Source organism: Dyella japonica DSM 16301 (assembly GCF_001010355.1).
GTDB lineage: Bacteria > Pseudomonadota > Gammaproteobacteria > Xanthomonadales > Rhodanobacteraceae > Dyella > Dyella japonica.
The window spans coordinates 36,113-59,745 of the sequence record NZ_JPLA01000041.1 but is presented as its reverse complement, the minus strand read 5'-3'; the positions used below and the strand labels follow the sequence as shown (position 1 = coordinate 59,745).

20 protein-coding genes are annotated in these 23,633 nt (G+C 65.9%); 5 read left to right on the top strand and 15 right to left on the bottom strand.

The annotated features are described in order from the left end of the window. Positions 1 to 34: 34 nt before the first annotated feature. Positions 35 to 217 carry a conjugal transfer protein TrbI gene (locus Y882_RS20095; RefSeq protein ID WP_156171477.1) on the bottom strand — a complete coding sequence of 61 codons (183 nt, stop codon included), beginning with the start codon at positions 215 to 217 and terminating at the stop codon, positions 35 to 37. A 247-nt stretch (positions 218 to 464) separates the two neighbouring features. Between Y882_RS20095 and Y882_RS13890 the strand changes: the two genes are divergently transcribed. Further along, positions 465 to 1,010 (top strand): DUF4142 domain-containing protein, encoded by a 546-nt coding sequence (locus Y882_RS13890; protein WP_046972598.1) that lies wholly within the window; start codon positions 465 to 467, stop codon positions 1,008 to 1,010. A gap of 70 nt (positions 1,011 to 1,080) precedes the next feature. On the opposite strand, the gene Y882_RS20090 is transcribed toward Y882_RS13890, so the two are convergent. Next, positions 1,081 to 1,317 carry a hypothetical protein gene (locus tag Y882_RS20090; protein ID WP_156171476.1) on the bottom strand — a complete coding sequence of 79 codons (237 nt, stop codon included), beginning with the start codon at positions 1,315 to 1,317 and terminating at the stop codon, positions 1,081 to 1,083. 312 nt (positions 1,318 to 1,629) lie between these two features. Between Y882_RS20090 and Y882_RS13885 the strand changes: the two genes are divergently transcribed. After that, complete coding sequence (locus Y882_RS13885) at positions 1,630 to 2,094, top strand: hypothetical protein (protein ID WP_046972527.1); 465 nt, start codon at positions 1,630 to 1,632, stop codon at positions 2,092 to 2,094. A 5-nt stretch (positions 2,095 to 2,099) separates the two neighbouring features. Here Y882_RS13885 and Y882_RS13880 read toward each other — a convergent pair whose 3' ends face one another. Continuing rightward, positions 2,100 to 6,215, bottom strand: a complete 4,116-nt coding sequence (locus Y882_RS13880) for a PAS domain S-box protein (protein ID WP_052950008.1) — start codon at positions 6,213 to 6,215, stop codon at positions 2,100 to 2,102. Between the two features lie 9 nt (positions 6,216 to 6,224). Beyond that, positions 6,225 to 7,361, bottom strand: coding sequence for a response regulator (locus tag Y882_RS13875; protein WP_046972526.1), 1,137 nt, complete (start codon positions 7,359 to 7,361; stop codon positions 6,225 to 6,227). Positions 7,362 to 7,730: 369 nt separating this feature from the next. On the opposite strand from Y882_RS13875, the gene Y882_RS13870 reads away from it, so the two are divergent. Continuing rightward, complete coding sequence (locus tag Y882_RS13870) at positions 7,731 to 8,246, top strand: hypothetical protein (RefSeq protein ID WP_244466345.1); 516 nt, start codon at positions 7,731 to 7,733, stop codon at positions 8,244 to 8,246. Here the strand turns inward: Y882_RS13870 and Y882_RS13865 are convergent. Beyond that, complete coding sequence (locus tag Y882_RS13865; protein WP_052950006.1) at positions 8,243 to 9,955, bottom strand: ATP-binding cassette domain-containing protein; 1,713 nt, start codon at positions 9,953 to 9,955, stop codon at positions 8,243 to 8,245. The genes Y882_RS13870 and Y882_RS13865 overlap by 4 nt on opposite strands. Before the next feature lie 149 nt (positions 9,956 to 10,104). Continuing rightward, positions 10,105 to 11,127, bottom strand: a complete 1,023-nt coding sequence (locus Y882_RS13860) for a phosphoenolpyruvate carboxykinase (ATP) (protein ID WP_046972524.1) — start codon at positions 11,125 to 11,127, stop codon at positions 10,105 to 10,107. 187 nt (positions 11,128 to 11,314) lie between these two features. On the opposite strand from Y882_RS13860, the gene Y882_RS13855 reads away from it, so the two are divergent. Continuing rightward, positions 11,315 to 12,793, top strand: coding sequence for a B12-binding domain-containing radical SAM protein (locus tag Y882_RS13855; RefSeq protein ID WP_046972523.1), 1,479 nt, complete (start codon positions 11,315 to 11,317; stop codon positions 12,791 to 12,793). A 22-nt stretch (positions 12,794 to 12,815) separates the two neighbouring features. Then, complete coding sequence (locus tag Y882_RS13850; RefSeq protein ID WP_046972595.1) at positions 12,816 to 14,066, top strand: nucleotidyltransferase family protein; 1,251 nt, start codon at positions 12,816 to 12,818, stop codon at positions 14,064 to 14,066. Here the strand turns inward: Y882_RS13850 and Y882_RS13845 are convergent. Genes Y882_RS13845 through Y882_RS13805 form a run of 9 tightly spaced genes read right to left on the bottom strand, consistent with a single transcriptional unit; the run spans position 14,030 to position 23,631 of the window. Beyond that, positions 14,030 to 15,142 (bottom strand): glycosyltransferase family 4 protein, encoded by a 1,113-nt coding sequence (locus Y882_RS13845; RefSeq protein WP_046972522.1) that lies wholly within the window; start codon positions 15,140 to 15,142, stop codon positions 14,030 to 14,032. The two genes, Y882_RS13850 and Y882_RS13845, sit on opposite strands and share 37 nt — an antisense overlap. Then, on the bottom strand, positions 15,139 to 16,212 hold the full coding sequence (locus Y882_RS13840) for a glycosyltransferase family 4 protein (RefSeq protein ID WP_211259184.1): 1,074 nt from the start codon (positions 16,210 to 16,212) through the stop codon (positions 15,139 to 15,141). Before Y882_RS13840 ends, Y882_RS13845 begins: the two co-directional genes overlap by 4 nt. A 54-nt stretch (positions 16,213 to 16,266) precedes the next feature. Continuing rightward, positions 16,267 to 17,781 (bottom strand): B12-binding domain-containing radical SAM protein, encoded by a 1,515-nt coding sequence (locus tag Y882_RS13835; protein ID WP_046972520.1) that lies wholly within the window; start codon positions 17,779 to 17,781, stop codon positions 16,267 to 16,269. 23 nt (positions 17,782 to 17,804) lie between these two features. After that, positions 17,805 to 18,506 (bottom strand): class I SAM-dependent methyltransferase, encoded by a 702-nt coding sequence (locus tag Y882_RS13830; protein ID WP_046972519.1) that lies wholly within the window; start codon positions 18,504 to 18,506, stop codon positions 17,805 to 17,807. After that, on the bottom strand, positions 18,506 to 19,735 hold the full coding sequence (locus Y882_RS13825) for an amidohydrolase family protein (protein ID WP_046972518.1): 1,230 nt from the start codon (positions 19,733 to 19,735) through the stop codon (positions 18,506 to 18,508). Before Y882_RS13825 ends, Y882_RS13830 begins: the two co-directional genes overlap by 1 nt. Before the next feature lie 4 nt (positions 19,736 to 19,739). Continuing rightward, positions 19,740 to 20,591, bottom strand: coding sequence for a class I SAM-dependent methyltransferase (locus tag Y882_RS13820; protein WP_425479461.1), 852 nt, complete (start codon positions 20,589 to 20,591; stop codon positions 19,740 to 19,742). A 54-nt stretch (positions 20,592 to 20,645) separates the two neighbouring features. Further along, a complete protein-coding gene (locus Y882_RS13815; RefSeq protein ID WP_046972516.1) occupies positions 20,646 to 21,503 on the bottom strand; it encodes a GumC domain-containing protein in 858 nt (285 codons plus the stop codon). A gap of 11 nt (positions 21,504 to 21,514) precedes the next feature. Further along, positions 21,515 to 22,690 carry a hypothetical protein gene (locus Y882_RS13810; RefSeq protein WP_046972515.1) on the bottom strand — a complete coding sequence of 392 codons (1,176 nt, stop codon included), beginning with the start codon at positions 22,688 to 22,690 and terminating at the stop codon, positions 21,515 to 21,517. Further along, positions 22,687 to 23,631 carry a glycosyltransferase gene (locus Y882_RS13805; RefSeq protein ID WP_046972514.1) on the bottom strand — a complete coding sequence of 315 codons (945 nt, stop codon included), beginning with the start codon at positions 23,629 to 23,631 and terminating at the stop codon, positions 22,687 to 22,689. The genes Y882_RS13810 and Y882_RS13805 overlap by 4 nt, the downstream gene beginning before the upstream one ends. Positions 23,632 to 23,633: the final 2 nt, after the last annotated feature.

The following is a 23,633-nucleotide window of genomic DNA, read 5'->3' as shown; positions in this document are numbered from 1 at the left end:
GCAAGGCCGCGACCCACGTCGCGGCCTTGCAGGTTCAAATGGTCGAACCGTCCTGGTCTTCCTCGGAGCGGCCCATGCAGGCGGGATGACCGCAATGGCATTGGCCTTCCAGGTGACCCGAAGCCTGCGCCTGGCGGCAATGGGCACTGCAGAACTCGCCCCGCTTCTCCACATAACACTGGCAGGGTGGATACGCGCATTGAAAACCGGTCGGCATGGCCAGGCTCCGGTGACAGAAGTCACTAGCGTAGGCTTGGTTGTCGGCGCATAGGTCATGGCCGCGTCAGCAAGGCGTTGCTGTTTCGATACGTTCAACTTCGACGGCAGGCATGTCCATCCGCCGTGAATGCCACGTTTGGACAACGGTACGCGCACGACAAGGCGATGCACACACGCGTGTCACACGTCCGCGAATGCGCTGGCACTAGGGTCACGCCACTCCCATGCGGATCAAGGTGGCAGCCATGAAACAACCGTCTCTGTTGATCGCCGCGGCGCTGTTGCTCGCAGCGCCGGTGTGCAACGACCTGTGGGCGCAGGCCGCCACCACGGGCGCGTCGCCATCGGCCAAGAGCCCGGTGTCCGACCAGGAGTTCTTGACCAAGGCCTCGAGCGATGGCGCGGCCGAAGTGCAGATGGGTCAACTGGCGGTGCAGAAGGCATCGTCGCCGCAGATCAAGGATCTCGCCCAACAGCTGGTGAAAGATCACAGCGCCGCCAACAAGCAGCTGGCGGCGCTGGCCAATCGCAAGCACGCCAACGTGGTCCTGCAGCCGCAGCCCTCCAACGTGATGGACAAGCTGCAGTCGCTCAACGGCGGCGATTTCGACAAAGCCTATGCGTCGGCCATGGTGGGTGGCCACCAGAAAGCCATTGCGCTATTTGATTCCGCCTCGCACAGCAGCGATCCGGATGTCGCCGCTTTCGCAAGCTCGACGCTGCCCACACTCAAGCATCATCTGCAGATGGCGCAGAAGCTCTCGCCGGAGCAGCCGCTAAGCACACCCTGAGCTGCCGCGCGGCAGCAGCAGACCACGCGATCCCGCAAACCGGGATCGCGTGGTCATCGCGTTGGCGCCGTCAGTGCGTCGACGCGGCCGGCGCCGGCGAACTTTGCGGATACGCGGGGCTGGGCGTCATCGCGCTGCTGCTGGACGCAGGCGTCGTGGCAGGTGTTGCCGGCGATGGCGCCGCTGCGGTACTGGCGGGTGCGGGCGGCGGCGTCGAGGCGTTGTCGTCACCCTGATGACTGCAGCCGGCAACGGCTAGCAATGCGAGCACCAGCGGCGCACAGACCTTGCGGGTCGAGAAAACCATGTCTTACCTCCATGGGCGTTGGGTCAACTGAGGTGATGCGATGCGCAGTGATTCACTGGCCGATTTGCCTTGCCGCTTATCCCGTGCAACGGCCTTGCGCGTTCTTGCCTCGGGCATGGGGCGGAATCCCGTTCAAGTGTGTCTCAACGTCTAAGCCACGGGATGTGGAGCTGGCGTCATCCTTTTGCGCAACAAGGGAAAACATTCAGTGGACACTCATGCTGATGCGCTCCCGGTCACACCGTGCCATCGCGCCGTTAACACCTGTCATGCAAGGCTTTGCGCGCCGAGCCATCCCTGCCGGAGAGAGCCATGAGCGCCCTTGTCGTTGCCAAGTTCAGCAATCAGTTCGGCGCGGCCTCCGCGTTCGACAAATTGATGTCGCGCGGCCTTCCCCGCCGCAAAGGCGTGGTCCAGTGCGATGAAAGCGTGGGTGGCTGCGCGGCAAGCGCCAGTGCACCGACCAGCGTGGTGTCGCGCCTCAGCCACCGCGGCGAACGCGAAGGCAGGCAGCATCATCTGCGCGAACCGGCCAGCCTGCCGCCGGCAGTGGAGATCGGCTTCGCCGTGCTTACGGTGGAAATCGACGACGATGCCCAGATCGAAGAAGTGACCGAGATCCTGCGTGGGCTGCATGCCGTCGATGTGCACGTGCTGCCGAATGAAGCGCTGCAGGAAGACGATGCATCGCTGTGGCCCGAACAGGCCATGGGCAGCCAGTCCGACGTGGACCGTGCGATCTTCGCCTCGCAGCAAGGCAAGCCGCGTCTGCATTGAACCACTCAGATCGCCGGCGGCGGATCGTATCGGGCCAGCCCCTCGAGCACCGGAGCCAGTGCCTTCGTCAGCTTGCCCAGCAGGCGATCGATCTCGGCCGGCGGCGCCCCTTCCCTGCAGGCCTGCTGCAACTCACCGGCAGCGGCCGCCACATCGATCGCGCCGATATTGGCTGCCGATCCGCGCAACGTATGGGCGATGCGATAGGCCGCGGACGCATCCGCGCCCTGCGTCGCCTGCCGGAATGATTGCTCGAAGTGCGCATGGCCCTCGAGAAAAAGATGCAGCAGCCGCCGGTACAGCGAGGCGTTGTCACCGCAGGTGCGCAGCCCGGCCGCCTGGTCGATGCCCGGTAGCGAAGGCGAATCCGCTATCGCTTGTTTGGGTGCTGGCGATGCTTGCTCCGTTTGCCGTGGTTTGATCCAACGCGCCATGGTGGCGAACATATTGCGGATGTGCAGCGGCTTGGTGATGTGGTCGTTCATGCCCGCCGCGATGGCTTTGTCGCGGTCGGCAGGCAGCGCATCGGCCGTCATGGCGATGATGGGCAGCGAGGTGAGATGCAGCTGTTCGCGGATCGCCCGCGCGGCGGCGTAGCCATCCATCACCGGCATCTGGCAATCCATCAGCACGCCGTCGACATTCGCATCTTGCGCGAGCCGCTCGACCGCCTCGCGTCCGTTGACGGCGGTCAACACATCGATGCCCGCGCGTCGCAGCAGCTCGGTGGCCAGTTCGCGATTGAGCTCGTTGTCCTCCACCAGCAGCACGCGGGTGCCGGCGAGCGATACGTCAGGTTGCGAGCGCTGAGCTGTCGTTGCGGCCACATCCGCACCCGGTGGGGCAAGCGCCTTCTGCAAGGCCTCGCGCAAGCCCTTCGGTGTCACTGGCTTGGTCAGCACGCCATGGGCGCAGGATGCTTCGATCGCCGCGTCGTCGCCATGGACAAAAGCCATCACCAGCAGCTGCTGCGCTGACGAGGCAAGCGCGGGTGGATGCACTCGCTCCATAAAGGCACGGAAGTCGCGCAGGCGGGCATCGACCAGCACGATGCCGTAGGGGCGCGCCGTCTCGCGGGCATCGGCGAGGCGCTGCCCGGCCTGCTCGCCGCTGGCAACCGCCTCCACCTCGAAGCCCAGGCCGCGTGCCATGCCGGCAACCACGCCCCTCGCCAGATCGTTGCCGGCAACGATGAGCAGGCGGGTGCCTGGCGGCGCCAGCCACGGCGTCACGCCCGCACTTTCGGGCGCCACGCCCACGCGCAACTCCACGTGGAAAGTGGATCCCTGTCCGGGTGAGCTGTCGACCCAGATGGTGCCGCCCATCATTTCCGCCAGCGTCTTGGAGATCGCCAGACCCAGCCCGGAGCCGCCGTATTTTCGCGTGGTGGACGAATCGGCCTGCACGAAGGAATGGAAAATGCGCTGGCACTGATCCTCGGTCATGCCGATGCCGGTGTCCTGCACACGGGCATGCAGGATGACCTCCTCGCCCTCCACGCCCGCCTTGTCGATGCCCACCACGATGGCGCCGCGTTCGGTGAATTTCACCGCGTTGTTGCCAAGGTTGACCAGGATCTGGCCCAGCCGCAGCGGATCGCCGAGCCAATGCCGAGGCAGATCGGCACCGTACTGGAACAACAGATCCAGCCCCTTCTCCTGCGCCTTGAGGCCGATGATGCCGGCGACCTGACCGATCACCTCGTCCAGGTTGAAGGCCACCCGCTCCAGGCTCATGGCGCCGGCTTCGATGCGCGAGAAGTCGAGAATGTCGTTGATGATGCGCAGCAGGTTTTCCGCGGATCGATGGATGTTCTCCAGATAACCACGCTGCCTGACATCCTGCGACGATTCCAGGGCGAGATGGCTCATGCCGATGATGGCGTTCATCGGCGTGCGGATCTCATGACTCATGTTGGCCAGAAAGGCGCTCTTGGCCCGGGTGGCCTCCTCGGCCACTTCCTTGGCATGGCGGATGGCGGCTTCGGCCGCCCTCGCTTCGGTGACATCGAGCAACCAGGCAAGCACGCCCGCCTCGCCGTCGAAGTCGATCGGCAGGAAGGTGGCGACCATGTCGCGTTCGCGACGCTGCGCATCGTGCATGCGGATCTCCTGGTTGGACACCGAGCCCTCGCGCTCCAGCGTCGCCCAGATATGCGCACGCGCCGCGGTTTCCACGTAGATGGGCGCCGTGCTGTCGCCGAGCCCGGCGCCGAAGGTCTCGACGAATTTCGGATTGGCGAAGCAGATCCGTCCCTGCGTGGAGACCGCAATGCTGATCGGCGAGTTGTCCAGGATGCTCTGCAGGCGCTCCTGGCTTTGCACCAGCGCCATTTCCATCATGCGGCGCTCGCTCACGTCGCGCACGGCGGCGCAGACGCAGCGCCCCTGCCCGTCCAGTTCGGGCAGGAAGGACAGGCTGATCTCCACCGACAACTCGCTGCCATCCTTGCGCCGGCCGCGCAGATCGACATTGCCGCGCCCCATCTTGCGACTGAGGCCCTGGGCAAAGAAATCGCCGCGCAGCCCCAGGTGTCTGCGGTCCATCCCCGCAGGCACCAGCTGCTCCACCAGGACGCCGTCGAGTTCGCCGTGGGCATAACCGAAGATGGCTTCCAGACGCGGGTTGGCCAGCAGGATGCGCCCATCCTGATCGACGATCATCATGCCGTCGGGTGCCGATTCGATGATCCCGCGATACCAGGCACGGGCGGCCTCGATGGCGTGCTGCGTGGCTTCCAGCTCCCTGGTTTTCTCCGAGAGCGTGGTCGCCTGTCGCGCGGCCAGTTCCGCATGTTCCTGGCTCCTGGCCAGCAGGCTGCGCAGATCCGCGGCGCGTTCGAGCAGATCCACATTCATCGCCAGCAGCGGCATCAATTCGTCCAGCAGCTCCTGCTGTGCCTCATTGAACGACGACAGGCTGGCCAGTTCCACCACGCCCAGCACTCGATCGTTACGCACGATAGCCATCACCACCAGGTGGTTGGGTGTGGTCTCGCCCAGGCCGGTGGCAATCTTGAGGTAATCCGCCGGCACCTCGCGCAGGCTGAGCGTCTTGCCGTCCAGCGCGCATTGTCCAACCAGCCCCTCGCCCAGCATGACCAACTCGCGTGCATCGGCGGCGGCGTAGCTGCCCGTCAGACGCAGTCGCTGCATGCCCGCTTCGAAGATATAGAGCGCGCCATGCTTGATGGCCAGCAAGGGCGCCAGTGCGCAGAGGAAGCGATGGGCCAGCGCATCCAGCTCGGTCAGCGACTGCAGCTCGCCGGCAATCGCTGCGACGTGCGTCTTCACCCAGCGCCGTGCGGCCATCTGTTGCGCCTCGTCCCGCAGGGTCACGATGGCGCGCGCCAGATCGCCGGCTTCGTTGGGATACTCCGTATAGGGCACCGCGATATCCAGGCGCCCGGCGCTCAACGAATCCAGTGCGCGTCGGAAAGCGGTGGCAGGTCGCCGGATGGTACGGCTGATCAGGCTGCCGAACAGGACGCCAGCGACCAGCCCCAGGACCAGCAGCCAGACGGTGAGTTGCACCCCGAACAGGTAGCGGGCGTTGGCGTTCTTGACCTCTTCGTCGGCCCCATCCCGCTTGAGGCGCTCGACCCGCTCGAGCGCATGTTTGGCTGCCTCGTCGGCGCGTTGAAATTCCGGCGACACCATCAGTTCGGCGGCGGAGCGTCCGCTGTCCGTCTTGGTTTCCAGCAGTTCGGCAATCGTATCCACCCGCCGCTCATAGTCGGCGAAGGCGAGCTCGAACTCGGCGAGGCTGCGCACAATGGCGTCGCGGTAGATCCTCGTCCTGGCCAACTCGATTTCGCGCCGCACCAGCGTATGCGCACCGGCCAGCTGGTGCAGCGCCTCCGCGCGGCCCGGGCCCTGGCGCATGAAGACGGCTTCCCGCAGATCCTGCCCCATGTCGGCCAGAGCAGCGCGCGCCGCCTCGATATGCAGCAGGCCTTGCATGTCCTGCTCGTAGAGCCGGCGCATCTGCTCTTTCTGCAGATGCTGTACCCCGAGGCTGTACACACCCAGCAGTATCATCAGCAGAAGAATGCCGCCAAACCCCAGCTGCAGCCGTCGACGCAGAGGCTGTCGTTGCAGGCGTTCAAGCAGCGTGCTCATGGCGTAGCGTCAGCTCGCCAGGTGATGCGCCGAACCACTGTGGGAGGCCTCGTCATCGGCAAAGCGATGGGCTATTTCGCGAAACGTGTCCTGGATGGAAAGAAAGGCATCCACGATGTCGGGGTCGAAATCGATCCCACGCTTGGCGGCAATCGCGGCCGTTGCCGCTTCGTGCGTCATGCCCTGCTTGTAGACGCGCTTGCTGATCAAGGCATCGTAGACGTCCGCGACCGCCATCAGGCGAGCCGCGACGGGAATCGCATTCCCCTTGAGGCCCTCGGGATAGCCGCTGCCGTCCCAGCGCTCCTGATGGCTATAGGCCATCTCCTTGGCGATGTGCAGGAACGACACCGGCGTGGTCAGACGCTCCTCGGCCCGCTGCAAGGCATCGCGCCCCAGCGTCGTGTGCGTCTTCATGATCTCGTATTCCTCCGGCGTCAGGCGTCCCTGCTTGAGCAGGATGCGATCGGGTATGCCGATCTTGCCGATGTCGTGCAGCGGCGCCGACTGGAACAGCATCTGGCGGGTGACTTCGTCCAGCGCCGCAGCGAAACGCGGATGATCCTTCAGCCTGTCCGCCAGCGCCTTCACATAATGCTGCGTGCGCCGGATGTGGTTGCCGGTTTCGTTGTCGCGTGTTTCGGCCAGCGAGGTGAGGGCGACCACGGTGGCCTCCTGGATCGCCGTCACTTCGCGCGTGCGACGCGAGATCTCCTGTTCGAGAAAGGCATTCTGGTCGCGCAGGAAATCCGCCGCCGCCCGCAGCCGCAGGTGATTGGCCACGCGCGCCATCACCACCGGTGGATTCACCGGCTTGGTGATGTAGTCGACGCCGCCCAGCACCAGTCCGCGCGTTTCGTCCTCGGGCGCATTGAGCGAGGTCAGGAAGATCACCGGAATGCCGCGCGTCTCGCCATGGGACTTCAGCTGGCGGCAGACATCGAAGCCCGAGATGCCGGGCATCACCACATCCAGCAGGATGATGTCCGGCTGTTCGGCGACGGCCATGTGCATGGCAGCCTCTCCATCCGGCGCCTCGATGACCCGATAAAGCGGCTTCAGCAGTTCGCAGAGGATCATCCGGTTGTCGGGGGCATCGTCCACCACCAGCACGGTGGGGACACCGGTCATGCCAGTCGCACCCATGTCAACGCTCCTTCCGCATGCGGTGTGATGAGTCGTCGTGGTTGCAGGCCATCAGGCATGTCCAGTCCCCCGCGGCGAAACCCGCCGATGCCGCACGGACGCGGCGTGCGCGCGCCGGTTTCCCATGCGGAATAAGCGCGCAACCGACGTGAAGATCGCGCGTAGGTCAGCGTCGTCTGCGACGACGTGGCGGAATCTGCGTCTACCTAGGGGAATTTACTTAGGTTTATGCACGTAGATGTTCGCTAGCACCCTGCGTATCCAAGCGTATGAAATAGCCAGGGTCGAAGCGTCGCGGGACGCCGCCAGCGCAGGCGAATCCCGTTCCCCACACGGCCTGGCGAACGGGCGGAGAACAGCATGGGAACGATGGCGAAAATCAAGCACGAGATGTTGAAGATGCTGCCGCCCACCATCTTCTTTTTCGTCATGCTCAATATCGTGCTGCTGATACGCGCGTTGCTGACGCGGGGCACCGGCCTGTCCCTGCCCACCTTTGCCACGGTGCTGATTTCCGCGCTGATCCTGGGCAAGGCCGTGCTGCTCGCCAACATGCTGCCCTTCATCAACCGTTTTCCGGAGAAGCCGCTGATCTGGAATGCGGCCTGGAAGACCGTGATCTACACCATCGTCGCCACGTTTATCCATTACCTGGAACGCCTGCACGAGTCCTGGAAAGACACGCACACGCTCGCCGCGGCCAATCACGACGTACTCACCAACACGGTCTGGAGCCACTTCTTGGCGATCCAGATCCTGCTGCTGGTGTTGATCTTCAATTACTGCGTGTTTGCCGAGCTGGCGCGCGTGATCGGCATCGAGCGGCTACGCGCCATGTTTCTCGGACCCATGCCGCCGAAGTCGAGCGTCGTCGGCGACGCTTAGGAAACGGCAGCGTTCGGGGCTTCCACGACGGTCACGGTGGCGCTGCCCTCGGCGATCGCCAGGCATTGATCGGCCACCGCGGCCACGCCGGCGCGATGGGATACCACGATCAGCACGGTCTGCGACAAGCGGCGTTTCAGCACGGACAGCACGGCCAGTTCCGACTCCGCGTCCAGCGCGCTGGTGGCCTCGTCCAGCAGCGCGATGGACGGCCCGTGCAGCAACACCTGGGCCAGCAGCAAGCGCTGCAGCTCACCGCCGGACAGGCGGCTGGACGAGCTGTTCAAGGTGGTATCGAGCGCAGTGGATGCATCGGCGAGGCGCTTGCCCAAACCCACGTCGACCAGCGCCTGCAGCATCATCGCCTCGGTGGCCTCCGGTGCCGCCCACAACAGACATTCGCGCACGGTGATCTGCCACGGCCGCACGCTCTGGCTCACGTAGGCCGCCTTGCGCACGAGGGCGGCGTAGCTGGCGAAGTCGATCGCCTTGCCGCCAGCCCGCGCACGGAACAGCGCGGGCGTCACCATGCCGGCCAGTACATCGACCAGGCTGCTCTTGCCGATGCCCGAATCGCCGCAGACCAGGGTCAGTTCGCCGGGCACCAGGGTGAGTTCGCGCAGGTCCAAGGCTGTGGGCTGCTCAAGCCGAAGCTGATGGATATGCAATGGCTCGTTCAAGCGCGCCGAGGTTGCCGCCACCGGTGCCCGGTCCGCAGCCATGCCCACATGGCGCAGCCACAGTTCGAACGCCGGAATGGACGAACGCACCTGCTGGAAACCTTGCCGGGTGGAGACCAGATAAGGCAGCAAGCGCCCCAGCAACAGGCATACCGCGATCAGGGCGGCGCGGTCCACGCCGTGCCATTGATTGGCGATCAGGAAGATCGACGCGATACCGATCGCCGCCAGCATCTCCAGCACCAGCCGACCCGACGCGATCAGCTCCTGCTGCCGTCGATAGCCGCGGCCGAGCCGCTGCGCGATATCGGCGTAATGCGCCTTCTCGGCGTCTTCACGGCCAAAGGACCGGATATGCCGCCAGCGCCGCGGGAAATCCTCGCTGAGCCAGAACAGGCGCGTGAGGTCAGCCACGTATTGGCGGCTCACCACCACCTGCTCGCGACTGGTGATGCGCGCAGCAATCAAGGCGAACGCCACCACGAACGGCACCGCCAGCAGCAGCGGCGGCGACAGCCACAGCGCCATGCCCAGCGTCACGGCGGCCGTCATGCCGGCCACCAGCAACTGCAGCAGCGCGTTGAAACCCTGGGTGACGACTTCGATATTGTAGGTGAGCACATTGGCCACCTCGGCCGAGGTGGCATCGGACAGCGACGACAGCCGTGCATCGATCAGGCGAGCGTGCACCGTCTGTCTGAGCGTCATCGCGTAGCGTCCGCTCAGTCGTGCTCCCACGCGCGCGGCCTGCCAACGCAACAAGGCGAACACCGCGGAGGCAACAAGGAAGGCGATGGCCTGTGTATCGGGTCGCCCGCGCACCAGCCAGCCAAAACCCGATGGCAGGGGCTGCCCGGGTTCCACCAGCGGCACCAGGCAGATCGCGGCGAAATTGCCGATCAACGCGCTGCCCAGCGACAACGCGACATACCACGCGATGCCGCCGGCCCCGAGGCTGGCGAGCGTGGCAAAAAAAGGCCGCGACAGGCCACGTAACTGCTGATGCGATCGTGCGGTCCCGTTCTGCATGACTAACGGACCACACGACTTCTTACACGCGCCCGTCGCGGCACAGGTGGCACCTGATGACAGTGCAGAAAAACCTCTCGATCCGCTTCAGCTCCCATGCCCATGGGTGCGCGGCGGAGCGCGGAAGGTTGCATGGCGCGACGGTTTGCTCAGTCCAGCAGCCGCATCAAGGCGTCGACCGAGTCGCCGGGATGGCGGCCGCGCCGAAGCTCGTAGGCTCCGCGCTGCCGGATGGCGCTGACGAACGCGTCCCACCCTGGCTGCGACGCGGCGTAGGGCTGCTCGGCGCGCAGGCGGCTTTCGATCTCGTGATCGGGCATGGCTTGCACGAGCGCCTGCGGATCGTCGGCCAGACGAGGGGAGGCGAACACCACGCAGGCCAGTTCCAAGGGCTCTGGCGCCAGCTGACCGTGCCCGTGACGCAGGTCCACCTCGAACTTCTCCACGCCGCTGCGGCGACGGATGACGGGCGACTGCTCGATCCAGTCGCGCAGGCGCTGATCGTCGACGAAACGCAGGGCGTCCGCCTGCACGTGCAGGTAATTGGCGACACCGGTGACCTTCCCGCTGGCCGGATGCACGAACACCGCATCCTCGGATAGGAAGTCCATGCCGCGCAGCAGGCTGTGCAGGGCCAGCGTGGACTTGCCTGCGCCGCTGGCGCCCATCACCAATGCTGCCCTCCCATGCCAGCCCACGCAGGCGCCGTGCAGCGGCGCCAGCGACAGCGCACGCGTGGCCAAGGTGAACACGGCGAATTCGATCAGCTCATAACGCAGGTGATAGGGGCGCACCAGCTGGTCCGCCGAAGCCACCACCAGCGCGCGGCGCTGCTCGGGAAACAGCACCGCATAGTTGCTCGCGTCCATCACGCCGCACAGGAAACCGGCACCCGACTGCATGCGCACCGGCGGAGGTTCCTGCGCCGATGGCTCGGCACCGGCCGGCGCGAGTCGCAGCTCGACGTGAAAGCCCGGTGACGCCATCGGCAGCGTGTGCGCCGGCAGGCCCGCATAGGCCATCGCCACCACCTCCATCAAGGCGGCGCTGTCACTGCTGAAATGAAAATGGCCGCCCAGCACATGGACGTCCATCGCATACCGTTCAGGCATGCGTTCAAGGAAGGGGTCGGGGCTGAGGTCGCCCGTCAGGAGGTCCAGGGTCGCGGCCATCGAGTCATTCACCTAGGTTGCGGCGCTGTGATAGCACAAGCCTTCACGCGGCGACATCGAAATATTTTCGAAACAGCCCGCAACCCCCGCGTCCCTGCCCGGCACTCACCTGCGACGAGCTTTGAACGCAGGAGACCGCGCCGTCGGTCTGCCGTGGGACTGGCTCACCTATTGAGGCTCTTCCAAGATGCTAACGATTCAGGTCGGCCACTCCTACTTCCTGCGGTTCGACCGCAAGCAATGGGAGCGTGGCAAGCCGTATCCGCCGCTCGCGACCCTGCATGTCGCCGCTCTGTTGCGACGCATGGGCCACGAGGTTTCGCTGTTCGACTCCATGCTCGCCGAAGGTGTGGACGAGTTCGACACGTCCTTGCGCGCCGCGTCGCCCAAGCTGGTTGTCATCTATGAAGACAACTTCAATTACCTGACCAAGATGTGTCTTGGCCGCATGCGCGATGCGGCATGCGAGATGATCGCCATGGCGCATGCCCAAGGCGCCCGCGTGATCGTGGCCGGCTCCGATGCGTCCGATCAACCGGAAGCCTTTCTTGCTGCAGGCGCCGACGCGGTGCTGATCGGCGAAGGCATCGCGCCCCTGATCGAACTGATCAATCGCCTCGACAAAGATCCGTCGATTCGCACGCAGGAGTGGGTGGCCAATCTTCCTGGCGTCGCCTCGCGCAGCGGCGGTCAATTGCAACTGACCCGCGTCGGCGCCGTGCCGCCCGATCCGCGCATCGTCGGCCACCCTGCCTGGGACCTGGTCGACATCGAGCGTTACCGCACACTGTGGAAGGAACGCCACGGCTACTTCAGCCTCAACATGGCGGCGTCGCGCGGATGCCCGTTCCGCTGCAACTGGTGCGCCAAACCGATCTGGGGCAATCACTACAACCGCCGCACCGCCGAAGACGTGGCCGCGGAGATGAGTTACCTCAAGCACACCTTCCAGGCCGACCACATCTGGCTGGCCGACGACATCTTTGGTTTCCATGTGGATTGGGTGGAAGCGTTTGCGCAGCACGTGAATGCGTCCAACGGCTCCATTCCCTTCACCATCCAGACTCGCGCGGACCTGATGAGCGAGCGCATGACCGCCGCGCTGAGCCACGCCGGCTGCAAGGAGGCATGGATCGGCGCCGAGAGCGGCAGCCAGCGCGTGCTCGATCACATGAACAAGGGCACCAAGGTCGAGGAACTGATCACGGCGCGCGAGCGACTCGGCAAGGCAGGCATCCGCGTCGGTTACTTCATCCAGCTGGGCTATCTCGGCGAGCAGCTCGAGGATCTGATGGCGACGCGCGATCTGATCACCCGCGCCGCGCCCGACGACATCGGCGTAAGCGTGTCCTATCCCCTGCCCGGCACGCGCTTCTACGAACAGGTGAAGGCGCAGCTCGGCGAGAAGACGCATTGGCAGGACAGCGACGATCTCGCCATGATGTTCCAGGGCGCCTATGACTCGGAATTCTACCGGCACGTGCGCGACCTGCTGCACGAACAGGTGATCGTGCAGCAATGGAAAGTGGTGGGCCAGGCCGATCGTCATCGCACCGCAGCGCATGCGCTCGACGCGCGCTGGGACGCATTGGTCGCCACCGAGGCGGTGCACCGCACCGGCGCCGCGGAGATCACGCTGCGGCCGCGAACGACCTGTCATGTGTGATGCCTCCGCCATGTCCGCCTCGATGCCACCGCTGGACATCATCAAATCCGGTCTGCAGCACACCACCGAGAAGCTGGCTGCGGAGCTGGCCCACCCCAGCGGCGAAACGCCGGGCTGGACCGAACTCGAATGGCAGCTGGCCACCGCGGTAGCCGCTGCGCACGGCGTGGCGCCGCTGTTCTCGATCCAGCCACGCTGGCAGAACCCGGGATGGACCCGTTTCACCGAGAGCCAATACGAACACGTGGCGCTACGCCATCAACGCATCGCTGCCTTGCTCAAACGGATCGATGCCGCTGCGCGAGACGCGGGCATCGCGCTGGTCGCGCTGAAGGGCTCGGCCTTGCATGCGCTTGGGGTCTACTCACCGGGCGAACGGCCGATGGCAGATATCGATCTGCTGGTGAGCGACACCGATGCCGATCGCGCCGGTGCTCTGCTGGAGGCGCTGGGTTACCTGCAGTCGTATGCCTGCTGGAAGCACCGCGTCTACAAACCGGTCAACGGTCAGCCGACGGTAGGACTGGGCGAGCATCGCGACACGCCGATCAATATCGAGCTGCATACGCGGATCCAGGAACGCATGCCGGTGGCGACGGTCGACATCACCGATCGCATCTATCCACGCCACCCGGTGCCGGGCATCCAGCCCTATCCCTCGCTGGGCGCGTTGATGTGCCATCTGTTGCTGCATGCCGCCGGCAATATCTGCAGTCGTACGCTGCGCCTGATCCATCTCAACGACATCTCGCTGCTGGCCTCGCGCATGCTGCGCAACGACTGGCATGTCCTGTGGGATCACGACAACGGCGACGCGCCATGGTGGGCCCTGCCGCCGCTGCAGCTGGTCTCGCGCTACTACCAGGGCGCGGTGCCCGCTGCCCTGCTCTATGAATTGGAGTTCGACTGCCATGCCCTGCTGCGCAGCGTCTCGCGCCACCACACGCTGACCCAGGTGTCGTGCTCGGAACTGTGGCTGCATGCATGGCCGGGTCTGGAATGGGTGCGCTCGCTGCGCGAAGCAGGCCACTATATGTTCAACCGCATCCGCCCCTCCAAGGAGGCGAAGCAGGAGCGCGACGACATGATCCGCACCCAGCTGTGGCTGCAGGGCTCGCCATGGGTGAAGTCGCGCCAGCTCAGCCGCATCGTCACCCTGCTGACCCGATCGGTGCCGCGCATGGACACCATGTACGTGGTGCGCGCCGCGCTGGCGCAGACCACCACCACGTGGGCTCAGCGCCCGGAACCGGCCGTCAGCACCTGCAGGTAGAGCGCCTCGAACGCGCGGGCGGTGTAGTCCGCGTCTTCGGTGATGGCACGGCGCTGCGCGGCTACCGCCAATCGCAGGCGCAGCTCGTCGTCGGCCAATACCTGCCGGATCGATTCGGCCAGCGCCTTCCAGTCGCCCACCGGCACGGCCAGTGCGGCGCTCGGCGACCATTCCGCCAAATGACCCACGGCGGTGCCGACGGTAGGCAAACCCATCACCGCCGCTTCCAGCAAGACCAGCGGGCCGGCCTCATGACGCGAGGACATCACCAGCACGTCGGCCGCTTCCATCATCGGCCGCAACTCGCGCTGCGTCTTGAAGCCGTGGAAGTGCACATGGCCGTTGAGCCGCAGTTCGCGGGCCAGACGCTGGATCTCGCCATCGAGCGTATCCACGCCCACGATATCCATCTGGAAGTCCACACCTGATTCGGCCAGCACGGTCAGCGCCCGCAACAGGGTCGATTGGTCCTTGACGCGATTGAGGCTTGCCACATGGATCAGGCGCGCGCGACCGGTGCGGCGGCAGCGCGGCGGCAACGGCGGCCAGGCGCGCAGATCGACGCCCAGCGGTACGCGGCGGGCGCTCAGGCCCAGCGCCTGCAGCGAGTCGATGATGGGCACGCTCGCCGCCGTCACGGCATCCGCACTGCGCAGCACCAGCGCCTCGCGTATGCGCCCTTTCAAGCGCTGGCGGCCGCCATAGCCGATGTCGTGCAAGGCCACCAGCTCGCCACCGGCGATGTGCACGAAACTGGGCAGGCGCAGCAACAGCGCCGCGGCCACCGCCACGAAACTGCATGAACCGGAGAAAATCGCCTGCACCAGGTCGAACGGCGCGCGGCGATGCTCGTTGCGTATGGCCTGGATCGCGCGCAGGCGCGACCAGCCGTCGCCGATATTGTGGATATGCGCACCAGCCAGATGCCAGCAGTCGGCCGACGCTTCCTGCCGCAAGGCGAACACATGCACCTCATGCTCGCAGGCCAGCCTGCGAATCAAGGCCAGCAGCACCGGGATCACGCGGAACTCGCCGCTGCGATCGACGCCACCGGGAACCACCAGCGCCAGTTTCATGCCGCGCCTCCGCGTCGCCCCGCATGCAGCTGCGCATACGCATCGGCCCAGCGGCGACCCACCGCCTGCAGTGACAGACTCTGGTCGAAATGACGGCGCACTTCGGCGGGCGATGGACGCAGCGTGGCGCTGCGCAACAAGGCGCTGGTCAAGGCCTTGGCGTCGCCACGCGGCCATAGCTCGCCCACCTCGCCCACCAGGGCGCGAAACGAAGGGATGTTGGTCACTACCGGCGTCGCGCCGCAGGCCAGGGCCTCCAGCACGGCGTAACCGCAGCTTTCCGCATGGCTGCCCGAGACGTAGATATCGGCAGCGCGCATCAACGACTGCACCTGCTCGTGAGGCACTTTGCCCAGCAGGTGCACGCGCCCCGACAGGCGTGCGTCGCCATCGATGCGCCGCTGCACCTGCGCCAGCAATGGCGCACTGCCGAACGCGCACCACAGCTGCAGGCCAGGCAGCCGGGTCGATGCCGCGGCGATGCCATCGAGCACCGTCAAGGGATCCTTGCCCGTCTGCAGATGCCCGACCCACACCACGCAGGGATCACCGTGCAGACCTGTCTCGGTTCGCGCCTGGGCACGACTGCCCGGTGTGAAGCGGCTGGTGGACTCGGGTATCACGAACAAGCGCTGCGACGAGCTCAACAGCCCGGCCGTCACATAGGGGCGCGCGAGTTCCGGCGCGGTGAAGGCGACGCCCGCCGCGGCGGCATACCAGCGCCGCCAGCGCAGCCGACGCCAGCGCGGCGGCATGCGATCGGCGTGATCCTGCAACAGGATCGGCAGCTGTGGCAGCTCGCGCGACAAGGCGTATGCATCGCCGGCCGCGCCCAGGCTGTGCACATGCACCACGTCGACCTTCAGTTCGCCAAGCAACTGCGCGATGCGCCTGATGCGATCGGCAGCGTTCCCGTTGTGGCCGGCGACGAAGTGATAGTCGACGCCATGGCGCTGAAAACTCTGCGCGTGCGCCGCCAGCTGAACCACGCTGACCCGCGTGCCTGCACTCGCGGCGATCTCGGCAATGTCCACCAGCGACGGCCAGGCTTGGAGGATGTCGGCCGGCATAAGGTCCACCGGTGCAGGAAAGAAGTTGATCTGCGCGACATGCAAGGGCACGGGTCAGAGCCCCGACACTTGAGGCATGCGCAGGCGCACCAGGCGGTTGGCCAGATTCAGCTCCCACGGCCGGTCGTAGCGACGCATCCGGTAGCGCCACGAGGCCGCCGCGGACAGCGTGCGCTTGGCCCAGGTCGGTGAACGCAGGTCCTGCACGGTCGGATAGCGGCAACGCAGCACGGTGACAAAATCATGGATGCGCTGACGCAGCTTGTCGCTCACCCACGGCGCATCCGCATGGCAGGCGTAGTCCACCCACTGCTTTTGCGTCCACTCCTCCGGTGTCGCGGGAAACACCAGCGGCTCGCCATGGCGATCGAGCAGCGGCGTGGAGGCGCGCTTGCCGCGATCCTTCTCATGCTTGCTGCTTTCCGGCAGCGGCGTGTAGACGTAGACGATGATTTCCGATTGCGGATTGACGCGCTTGAGTTCGCGGATGAACTCGAAGGTGTGTTCGGTTTCCTCTTCCGAATTCTCCGGCGGCGCCACCATGAAAGACAATTCCGGGATCACCCCGTGGCGCCGGCACAGCTCGGCCACCGCCAGCGTCTGGTCCGGCCGCGTGCCCTTGCGGATTTCCTTGAGCATGGCCGGGCTGGCCGACTCCGCACCGATATAGGCCATGCGCAGGCGACTCTTGCGTACCAGCTTCCAGGTGCTGTCGGACAGATTGAGCAAGGCATCGGCGCGCGCATAGCACCACCACGGCAGCTCATAGCGCGCCATGATTTCCAGCAGCGGAAACATGTCCTGCTCGCGGTCGAAGAAGTTGTGGTCGAAGTACTGGATGGAATCGGCGCCCAGCTCGTACTTCAGATATTTGAGGTCGCGTTCCAGGCGCGCCAGTGGCGGCAGCGCGGTGGCGCCGCCGAACATCGCCGCCACGCCGCAGAACGTGCAGCGAAACCGGCAACCTACCGAGGCCTGATGCGCGGCGGTGCGACGACCGAGGAACGTGCGCGCCAGATAGCGTCTCGGATCGCCGAGCTTGTCGTAAGGCAGCACCGTCGGCGGTCCGTTGCGCGAGAACGGACGACTCGCGTTGTTCACCAACTCGCCGTCCTTCAGCCACGACAGGCCGTTGATCGTCGAGAGCTTGTCCGCGTCGCCCGCATGCAAGGCGGCGACCAGTTCCGGCAGGCTGTCCTCGCCCTGCCCGCGTATGGCGTAATCCACGTACGGCGCCCGCAGCGCGGTCTCGGTGTAGAGCGTGGGAAAATAGCCGCCCCACACGATCGGTACGTCGGGTCGATGATCGCGGATCGCGCGCGAAACCGCGATGGCGGGCTCGATCTGCGGACCGCCCATCACGCTGATGCCGACCGCCGTGCATTGGCCTTCATCGAGCGCGTGCAGGGTCTGCTGGACGAAGTCGCGCTCCACGTTGCCATCGATGATGCGACTGCTGCCCGCACGGTCGAGCGAACTCGACAAATGCAGCAACGACAACGGAAACCGCGCGCTGGAAGGCGACGTGATGGTCGGGTTGATCAACAGCGTGTGCGGCGCGTGGTTCATGGGCGGACGAGTCGTTGCGTTGATCATGGCTTGCGCCACAACTGGAAAATAAGGGCGACCGGCACCTCGAGCGCCGCGCGGTCGAAATGCGCACCCGGCGGGATATCGGTGGGATCGAGCATGGGTTCGAGCACGCAGCCGATATCCAGCCCCAGCCGCGCGCAGGCGACATGCCAGTGGCTGTACAGATGCGCCGTGTGGCGTACGGCATAGCGGCGGCCGTCGGCCTTGAAATCGCGCAACCAGCCCAGCGCGTGGCCAATCGGATGCACGTCGCTGCACAAGACCATGCCGCCCGGCTGGGTGACGCGGCACAGTTCGGCCAGCACCGGCTCCAGTTGCTCGACATGCCCCACGGCCAGCCCGCAGATGGTCAGGTCGGCCCAGGCGTCGGTGACCGGCATTCGGTCCAGGCTGCCCTGCATCAGTTCGATCGAGGCGCGTCGACGCACGTTGCCCAGTTCGTCGTGCGCACGCATCAGCATATCGGGCGACAGGTCCACGCCGACCACGCGCGCAGCGCCGCGTTGCACCGCATGCCGCATATAGCGTCCGGTGCCGCAGCCGGCATCGAGCACGTTACGCCCACTGAAATCCTGCGGCAGCAGGCTGAGCATGGCGCGCTCCTCGGCGAGCATCACCGGGTTGTGCGCGCGTGCCGGATAGCTGGGCGCCCATAGCGCGTAGGCGTCGGACGGATCGAGGATGGGAGTGTGGTGCAACATCAGCAGCGCGCCTCGACGGTCAGAACGTTGATCGGCGCGTGGCGCACCGTGGCAAGTTCGAGCCCCGGCTCCAGCGCCAGCAGCTCAGGATCGGCCAGCGCCTTGGCCAGCAACTTCGGGCGGCCATCCAGCAGCACCGACACCGTCTCCACGCCCGCCACCGCAAACCAGTCGGCAAAGTCGGTATCGGCGATGCGCGGCCGCCCGTCGCGCACCACCGCACGGATGTCGCTGCGCTCCAGCGCCAGCAGCGCAGCCTGCGGATCGCCGCCGCGGTCTTCCACGATCAGCAGGTCGGCATGCGCGCCGGCCTGCAGGCTGCCGTGCCATGGCAGGCGCAGCAGTCGCGATGCATCGGTGGACACCAGCCCCAGCAGCTGTTGCGAAGTCAACTCGCCGTGCGTCGATGCAGCGCGCAGTTCTTCCAGCAGGTCGCGCGAACCGCTGAGCCGCGAATCGGTGCCCAACGCCAGACGCCCTGCCTCGGCCAGCCGGCGCGGATCCAGCGTGCAGCCGAGCAGACGTTGATTGCTGGTGGGACACCACACCACGCCGGCGCCGCGTTCGATCACCCGATCGATATCCTGCTCGCGCATGCCCACGCCGTGCACCAGCACGCTGTGCGCGGCCAGGCAGCCCAGCTCGTCCAGCTCGGCCAGTTCGGCCTGCGCCGTGGCATCGCTGCCTTCGGCAAGGTGGATCATCCAGGGCCGGTCTACCGGCGTCTGCGCGAAGCTCTGCTGCACCGGCGGACCATACGAGCTCCAGCCCAGTGCGTAGCTCCAGCCGTAGTCGCGCAGCAGCGCCACCGGAAAATCCGCGGCGTCCAGCGCCTCGTGCCAGGGATCGTGGTGCGCCACGCAGGTGGTGCCGGCCAGCAGGTTCTTCAGTGCGCCGTGACGCAGGCGCAATGCCTTGGGCACGCGCAAGGCCGCCAACACCGCCGCATCGCTGAAGTGCGACTGGAACGCCTCGATCCACGCATAGCTGTTGGGAAACACCTGCGTGCCCGCCAGCGGCGGCACCGCATTCACCTGCAGGTGTTCGTGCGCATTGATCAGGCCGGGAAAGATCAGGTGATCGCGCAGGTCGATGCGGTGCGCCCAGGCCGGCACCGAGGCATCGATGCGGCTGCCGCGTATCCGCAGTGGCTCCCGCGTGATGCCTTCGGGCACGACGCATGCCGCTCCGCAGAGACTGGCATGGGTTCGGGCGAACCAGGCGTCCATGGCGTCAGCGCTTGCGCATCACGATGAGGAAGTGATCGCCCATGTCGCGCAGCAAGGGCAGCGCACCGAGGCGATCGTCCAGACGGCCCAGCTTTTCGTACCAGGGCTTGCGGCGGCGGTAGTAGTCCACCAGGTAGGGCGGCGGCATGAACAGGCTGAGCGCGCGATAGTCGTCCAGCGTGAACAGATCGGCGAACGCCCGATAGAACTCGCGCGGCAGGTAGTAGTAGGTCCAGATCGTATGCTTGTTCATGCCCACCGCGGCAGGCCCGCGCGTACCGCGCACACTGGCCCGGCGGAAGCGTCCACGCATGGCGTAGTGCCCCATTTCCCACGGGCAGATGCGGCCGATCACCGAGAAGATCAGTTTCCCGCCGGGCTTGAGCAGCCGGGCGCACTGTTCGGCCACCGCGTGCAGGTCGGGCGCGCAATTGAGCGGACCGAAATTGGAGTAGATGCCGTCGAACTCCTCCTGCAGCTGGTCCAGCTGCTGCACGCCAAGATGCCTGGCCTCGACATGCGATTCCAGGCCCGCCACGGCGGCGCGCGAACGCGTGCGGCCCACCATCGCCGGCGACCAGTCGGTGGCCACCACCTGGTATCCGCGGCCGGCGAATTCGAGCGCATCGATGCCGGTGCCGCAGCCGATGTCGAGCAGTTGGCCGTTGGCGGGCACTTCGCGGCTGACGGTGTTCCACAGCGTGACGCGCATGCGCTGGATCAGCTCATTGTTGCCGCGCGGCCCGTCATAGTCGGCAGCCACGCTGTCGAAGGCGCGCTGCGTGTCCAGCAGCTGCGCCTCGTTCAAGGTGGCCTCCAAGGGGCGCCGGCTCGCTTGTTCCATGGCTGATTCCAACAGTATTTACAGGTTGATCGATGCGGCCGCGCATGCGGTCCGTTGTAGGTGCCCTCAGGCGTGCGTTTGGTTGAATGAGACGGTGGCGACATGCGCGCGACGCAGCGCATTGCGCACAATCGCAGCCAATGCGCCCAGCGACAGGCCAAACAGCACGCCCATGCCCCAGATCAGTGCGAGATTCGGAGACGCCGGCCCCTGTGGCACATAGACCGGCCACATCAACGAGGTCTGGTAGGTGAAGTTATGGGCCAGGCGAACGTTGAGCTCGCCCTGGGTCTGGCGCAGCTCGCGGATCTGCGCATCGGTGGCCGTCAACAGCATCGAGGCGACGCCCGCGCCCTGCGCGTCCTTGTCACGGGTACCGACCGGCGTGGCCGCCTGCAACAGCTGGCTGCGTTCGGCCTCAGCCGCCTTCAAGTCCGCCGTCACCTGTTCCAGGCGCGCCTGGGTCAGCGCCAGCGGCTTGGCCATCAAGGCCTGGTGCACCACCTGCAGCTCCGCCACGGTGGCCTCGGCGAACTGGCGTGCCTGCTCCGGCGACCAGCCGCGCACGCTGAACTTCACCAGGGGTCCCGCATAGGGCAAGGGATCGAGTTTCACGCTCTTGCGATACAGCTTCGCTTCCGGCGCATCGTCCTTGATGCCGAGATTGGCCAGCACATGATTCTGGAACGGCACCAGCTGAAGGCGTTCAAGCACGCGCGCCAGCGGTTCCACCTTGGGATCGGTGCCTTGCAGCGCCGGCACCTGCCCGATCTGGATGAACGCCGTGGCTTCCCACTGCCGCCGAGCCGTGTGCGTATAGGCAAACACCGCCAGCAGCACCACCAGCAGGCCGGCCAGGAACCACGCCCACTCGCGCGCCAGGATGTGCCAGAGATCCAATACGTAGACTTCATCGTTTTGCATGGTGGCGTGACTCATGGAAGAGAGGGCGGGACCACGCTCGACAGCGCGTGGGCATAGGGGTGTTGGGGGCGGCCCTGCCGACGGTTCGGCAACAGCGCGGCGATCAGCTGCATCAGCAGGCACAGCACAATGAAACCGGCATTGGTCCAGGTGAACGCCTGCGGCGCGAACGGCGCCATCAGGCAGGTATAGGACACACGCAGAAAGATCAGCCAGCCGAACAGCGGTACGGTGGGCTGCAGCCGGCGCACGCTCCACAGCAGCAGCGCATACAGCGCGATGATCGAACCTACCGCGCCGACGGGGCCGAACGCCATCAGGAACGGAAAGAACTCCGTACCGACATTGATGTTCGCGGCATCCAGCGGTATGCCCGTGCCGGCCGTGGCGATCGAGCCGGACATCGGCACCAGCTGGTTGATCAGGAAATGGCTGTCCGTGTAGTGCTTGGCGAGGATGGAGCCGAAGTTGTACGGCCCCGCGCTGGCGTACAGCAACAACCACTTCACGCCTTGTGGCGAGGCCTTGTACAGGTCGCTGAAGGGCAGCGTCACGTAGTCGAGCGTGCCCGAACGCAGGATGCCCAGCACCGAAAACACCACCGCCCCGCCCACCGCCAACACCGCCACGGTCTTCCAGGGCAACGGACGCGCATCGTCGCGACGGAACAGGATCACCAGGGCCATCGCGAACAGCGCGGCAAAGATGCGATTGCGATCGATCACCAGCACCGGAAACAGCAAACCCGCCACCACCAGCGCCACGCGCAGCCACTTGCTGCGTGCACACAGCAGGCCGATTGGCGGCAGCACCCAGCACATGTCCGACACGTGGCGGATATGGTCGCGGCCGCCCTCCATGTTGGCGTAGGACGAGGGCGTGGAGAACAGCGGGATCGGGAACAAGGTGAGATCGAGCAGACAGAACACCACGATCAGGCCGGCAAACAGCAGCGCGATCAGGGCGTCGCGGGTGCCGACATAATCACGATGGCGGAACACGGTGCTGCGCGGCAGGCGTATGCCGGCCACCGCATCGAACGCGAAGATGGCGATGGCCATCACCGCCAGCAGCAGGATGCCCTGCAGATAGTCCGGCGGCAGATCGTAGCTGAGCAGGGTCAGGCCGCAGGTCAGCAGCAGCGGCATGCTCAGGTAGAACGCCGGCAGGCGCAGCAGCTGTTTCATGCGCGCTCCAACTGGTGGTGCGGCCAGCGGCTGCGCGTGCGCGACCTCAGCATCAGCAAGGCGTAGCCCGCCATGTGCAAGCCCACGGCCCACACCCGCCGCTCGAGGAAGGCGATCTTGGCGCCCATGTGATGCGACTGCGCCAGCAGCAGGGTGCGGTACGGCTCCTCGAACATCGCCGAGCGGCGGATCGCCACGTCGCGCGCCTCCATCAGGTTGTGGATGCGCGTACGCACGTCGCGCGTGCGGCTGAGGTTGCCGCCGTGGATGCGGTAGGCGCACACATTGCAATCGATGAAGCCGATCGCATCGTGCGCGGCCAGGCGCAGGAAGAAATCCCAGTCGTCGATGCGCAGCGTCTCGCTCCAGCCGGCCACGGTTTCCAGCGCACGGCGACGCACCAGGGTCACCGGCCCGCCGACGGCCCATTGCGTGATCACCGCGCGGCGGATGCCCTCGGCACTGCGATACAGCGCCTTGTCCGCATGGTGCAGGTCGCGCATGCCGCTGTCGTACAGGCGATGGCCGTCCTGGTCCACCACTTCCGAATCGCCGATCACCGCCCACTTGTCGGGATGCGCCAGCAGGTAGTCGACCTGCGCATCGAGCCCGCCTGGCAGCAGGTAATCGTCGCTGGCGCCCAGTCGCAGGAATTCCCCACGCGCCCGCGCCGCCAGCTCGTTGAGCGTGGCCGCCACGCCCTTGTTGGCGCGGCGCACGTACTCCACCGGCACCTCGTTGCCATGCCTGGCGATCCAGGCGGCGATGCGTCGGCCCGTGTCGTCGGTGGAACCGTCATCGATGATCACGATCTCTTTGCACGGATACGGATCTTCCAGCACGCTGTCCAGGCAGCGTTCCACGAAGCGCTCGTGGTTGAACGCGGGCACCAGGATGGAGACCAGCGGGATCCGCGCCCCCGTCGACTTGGCGTCATTCATCG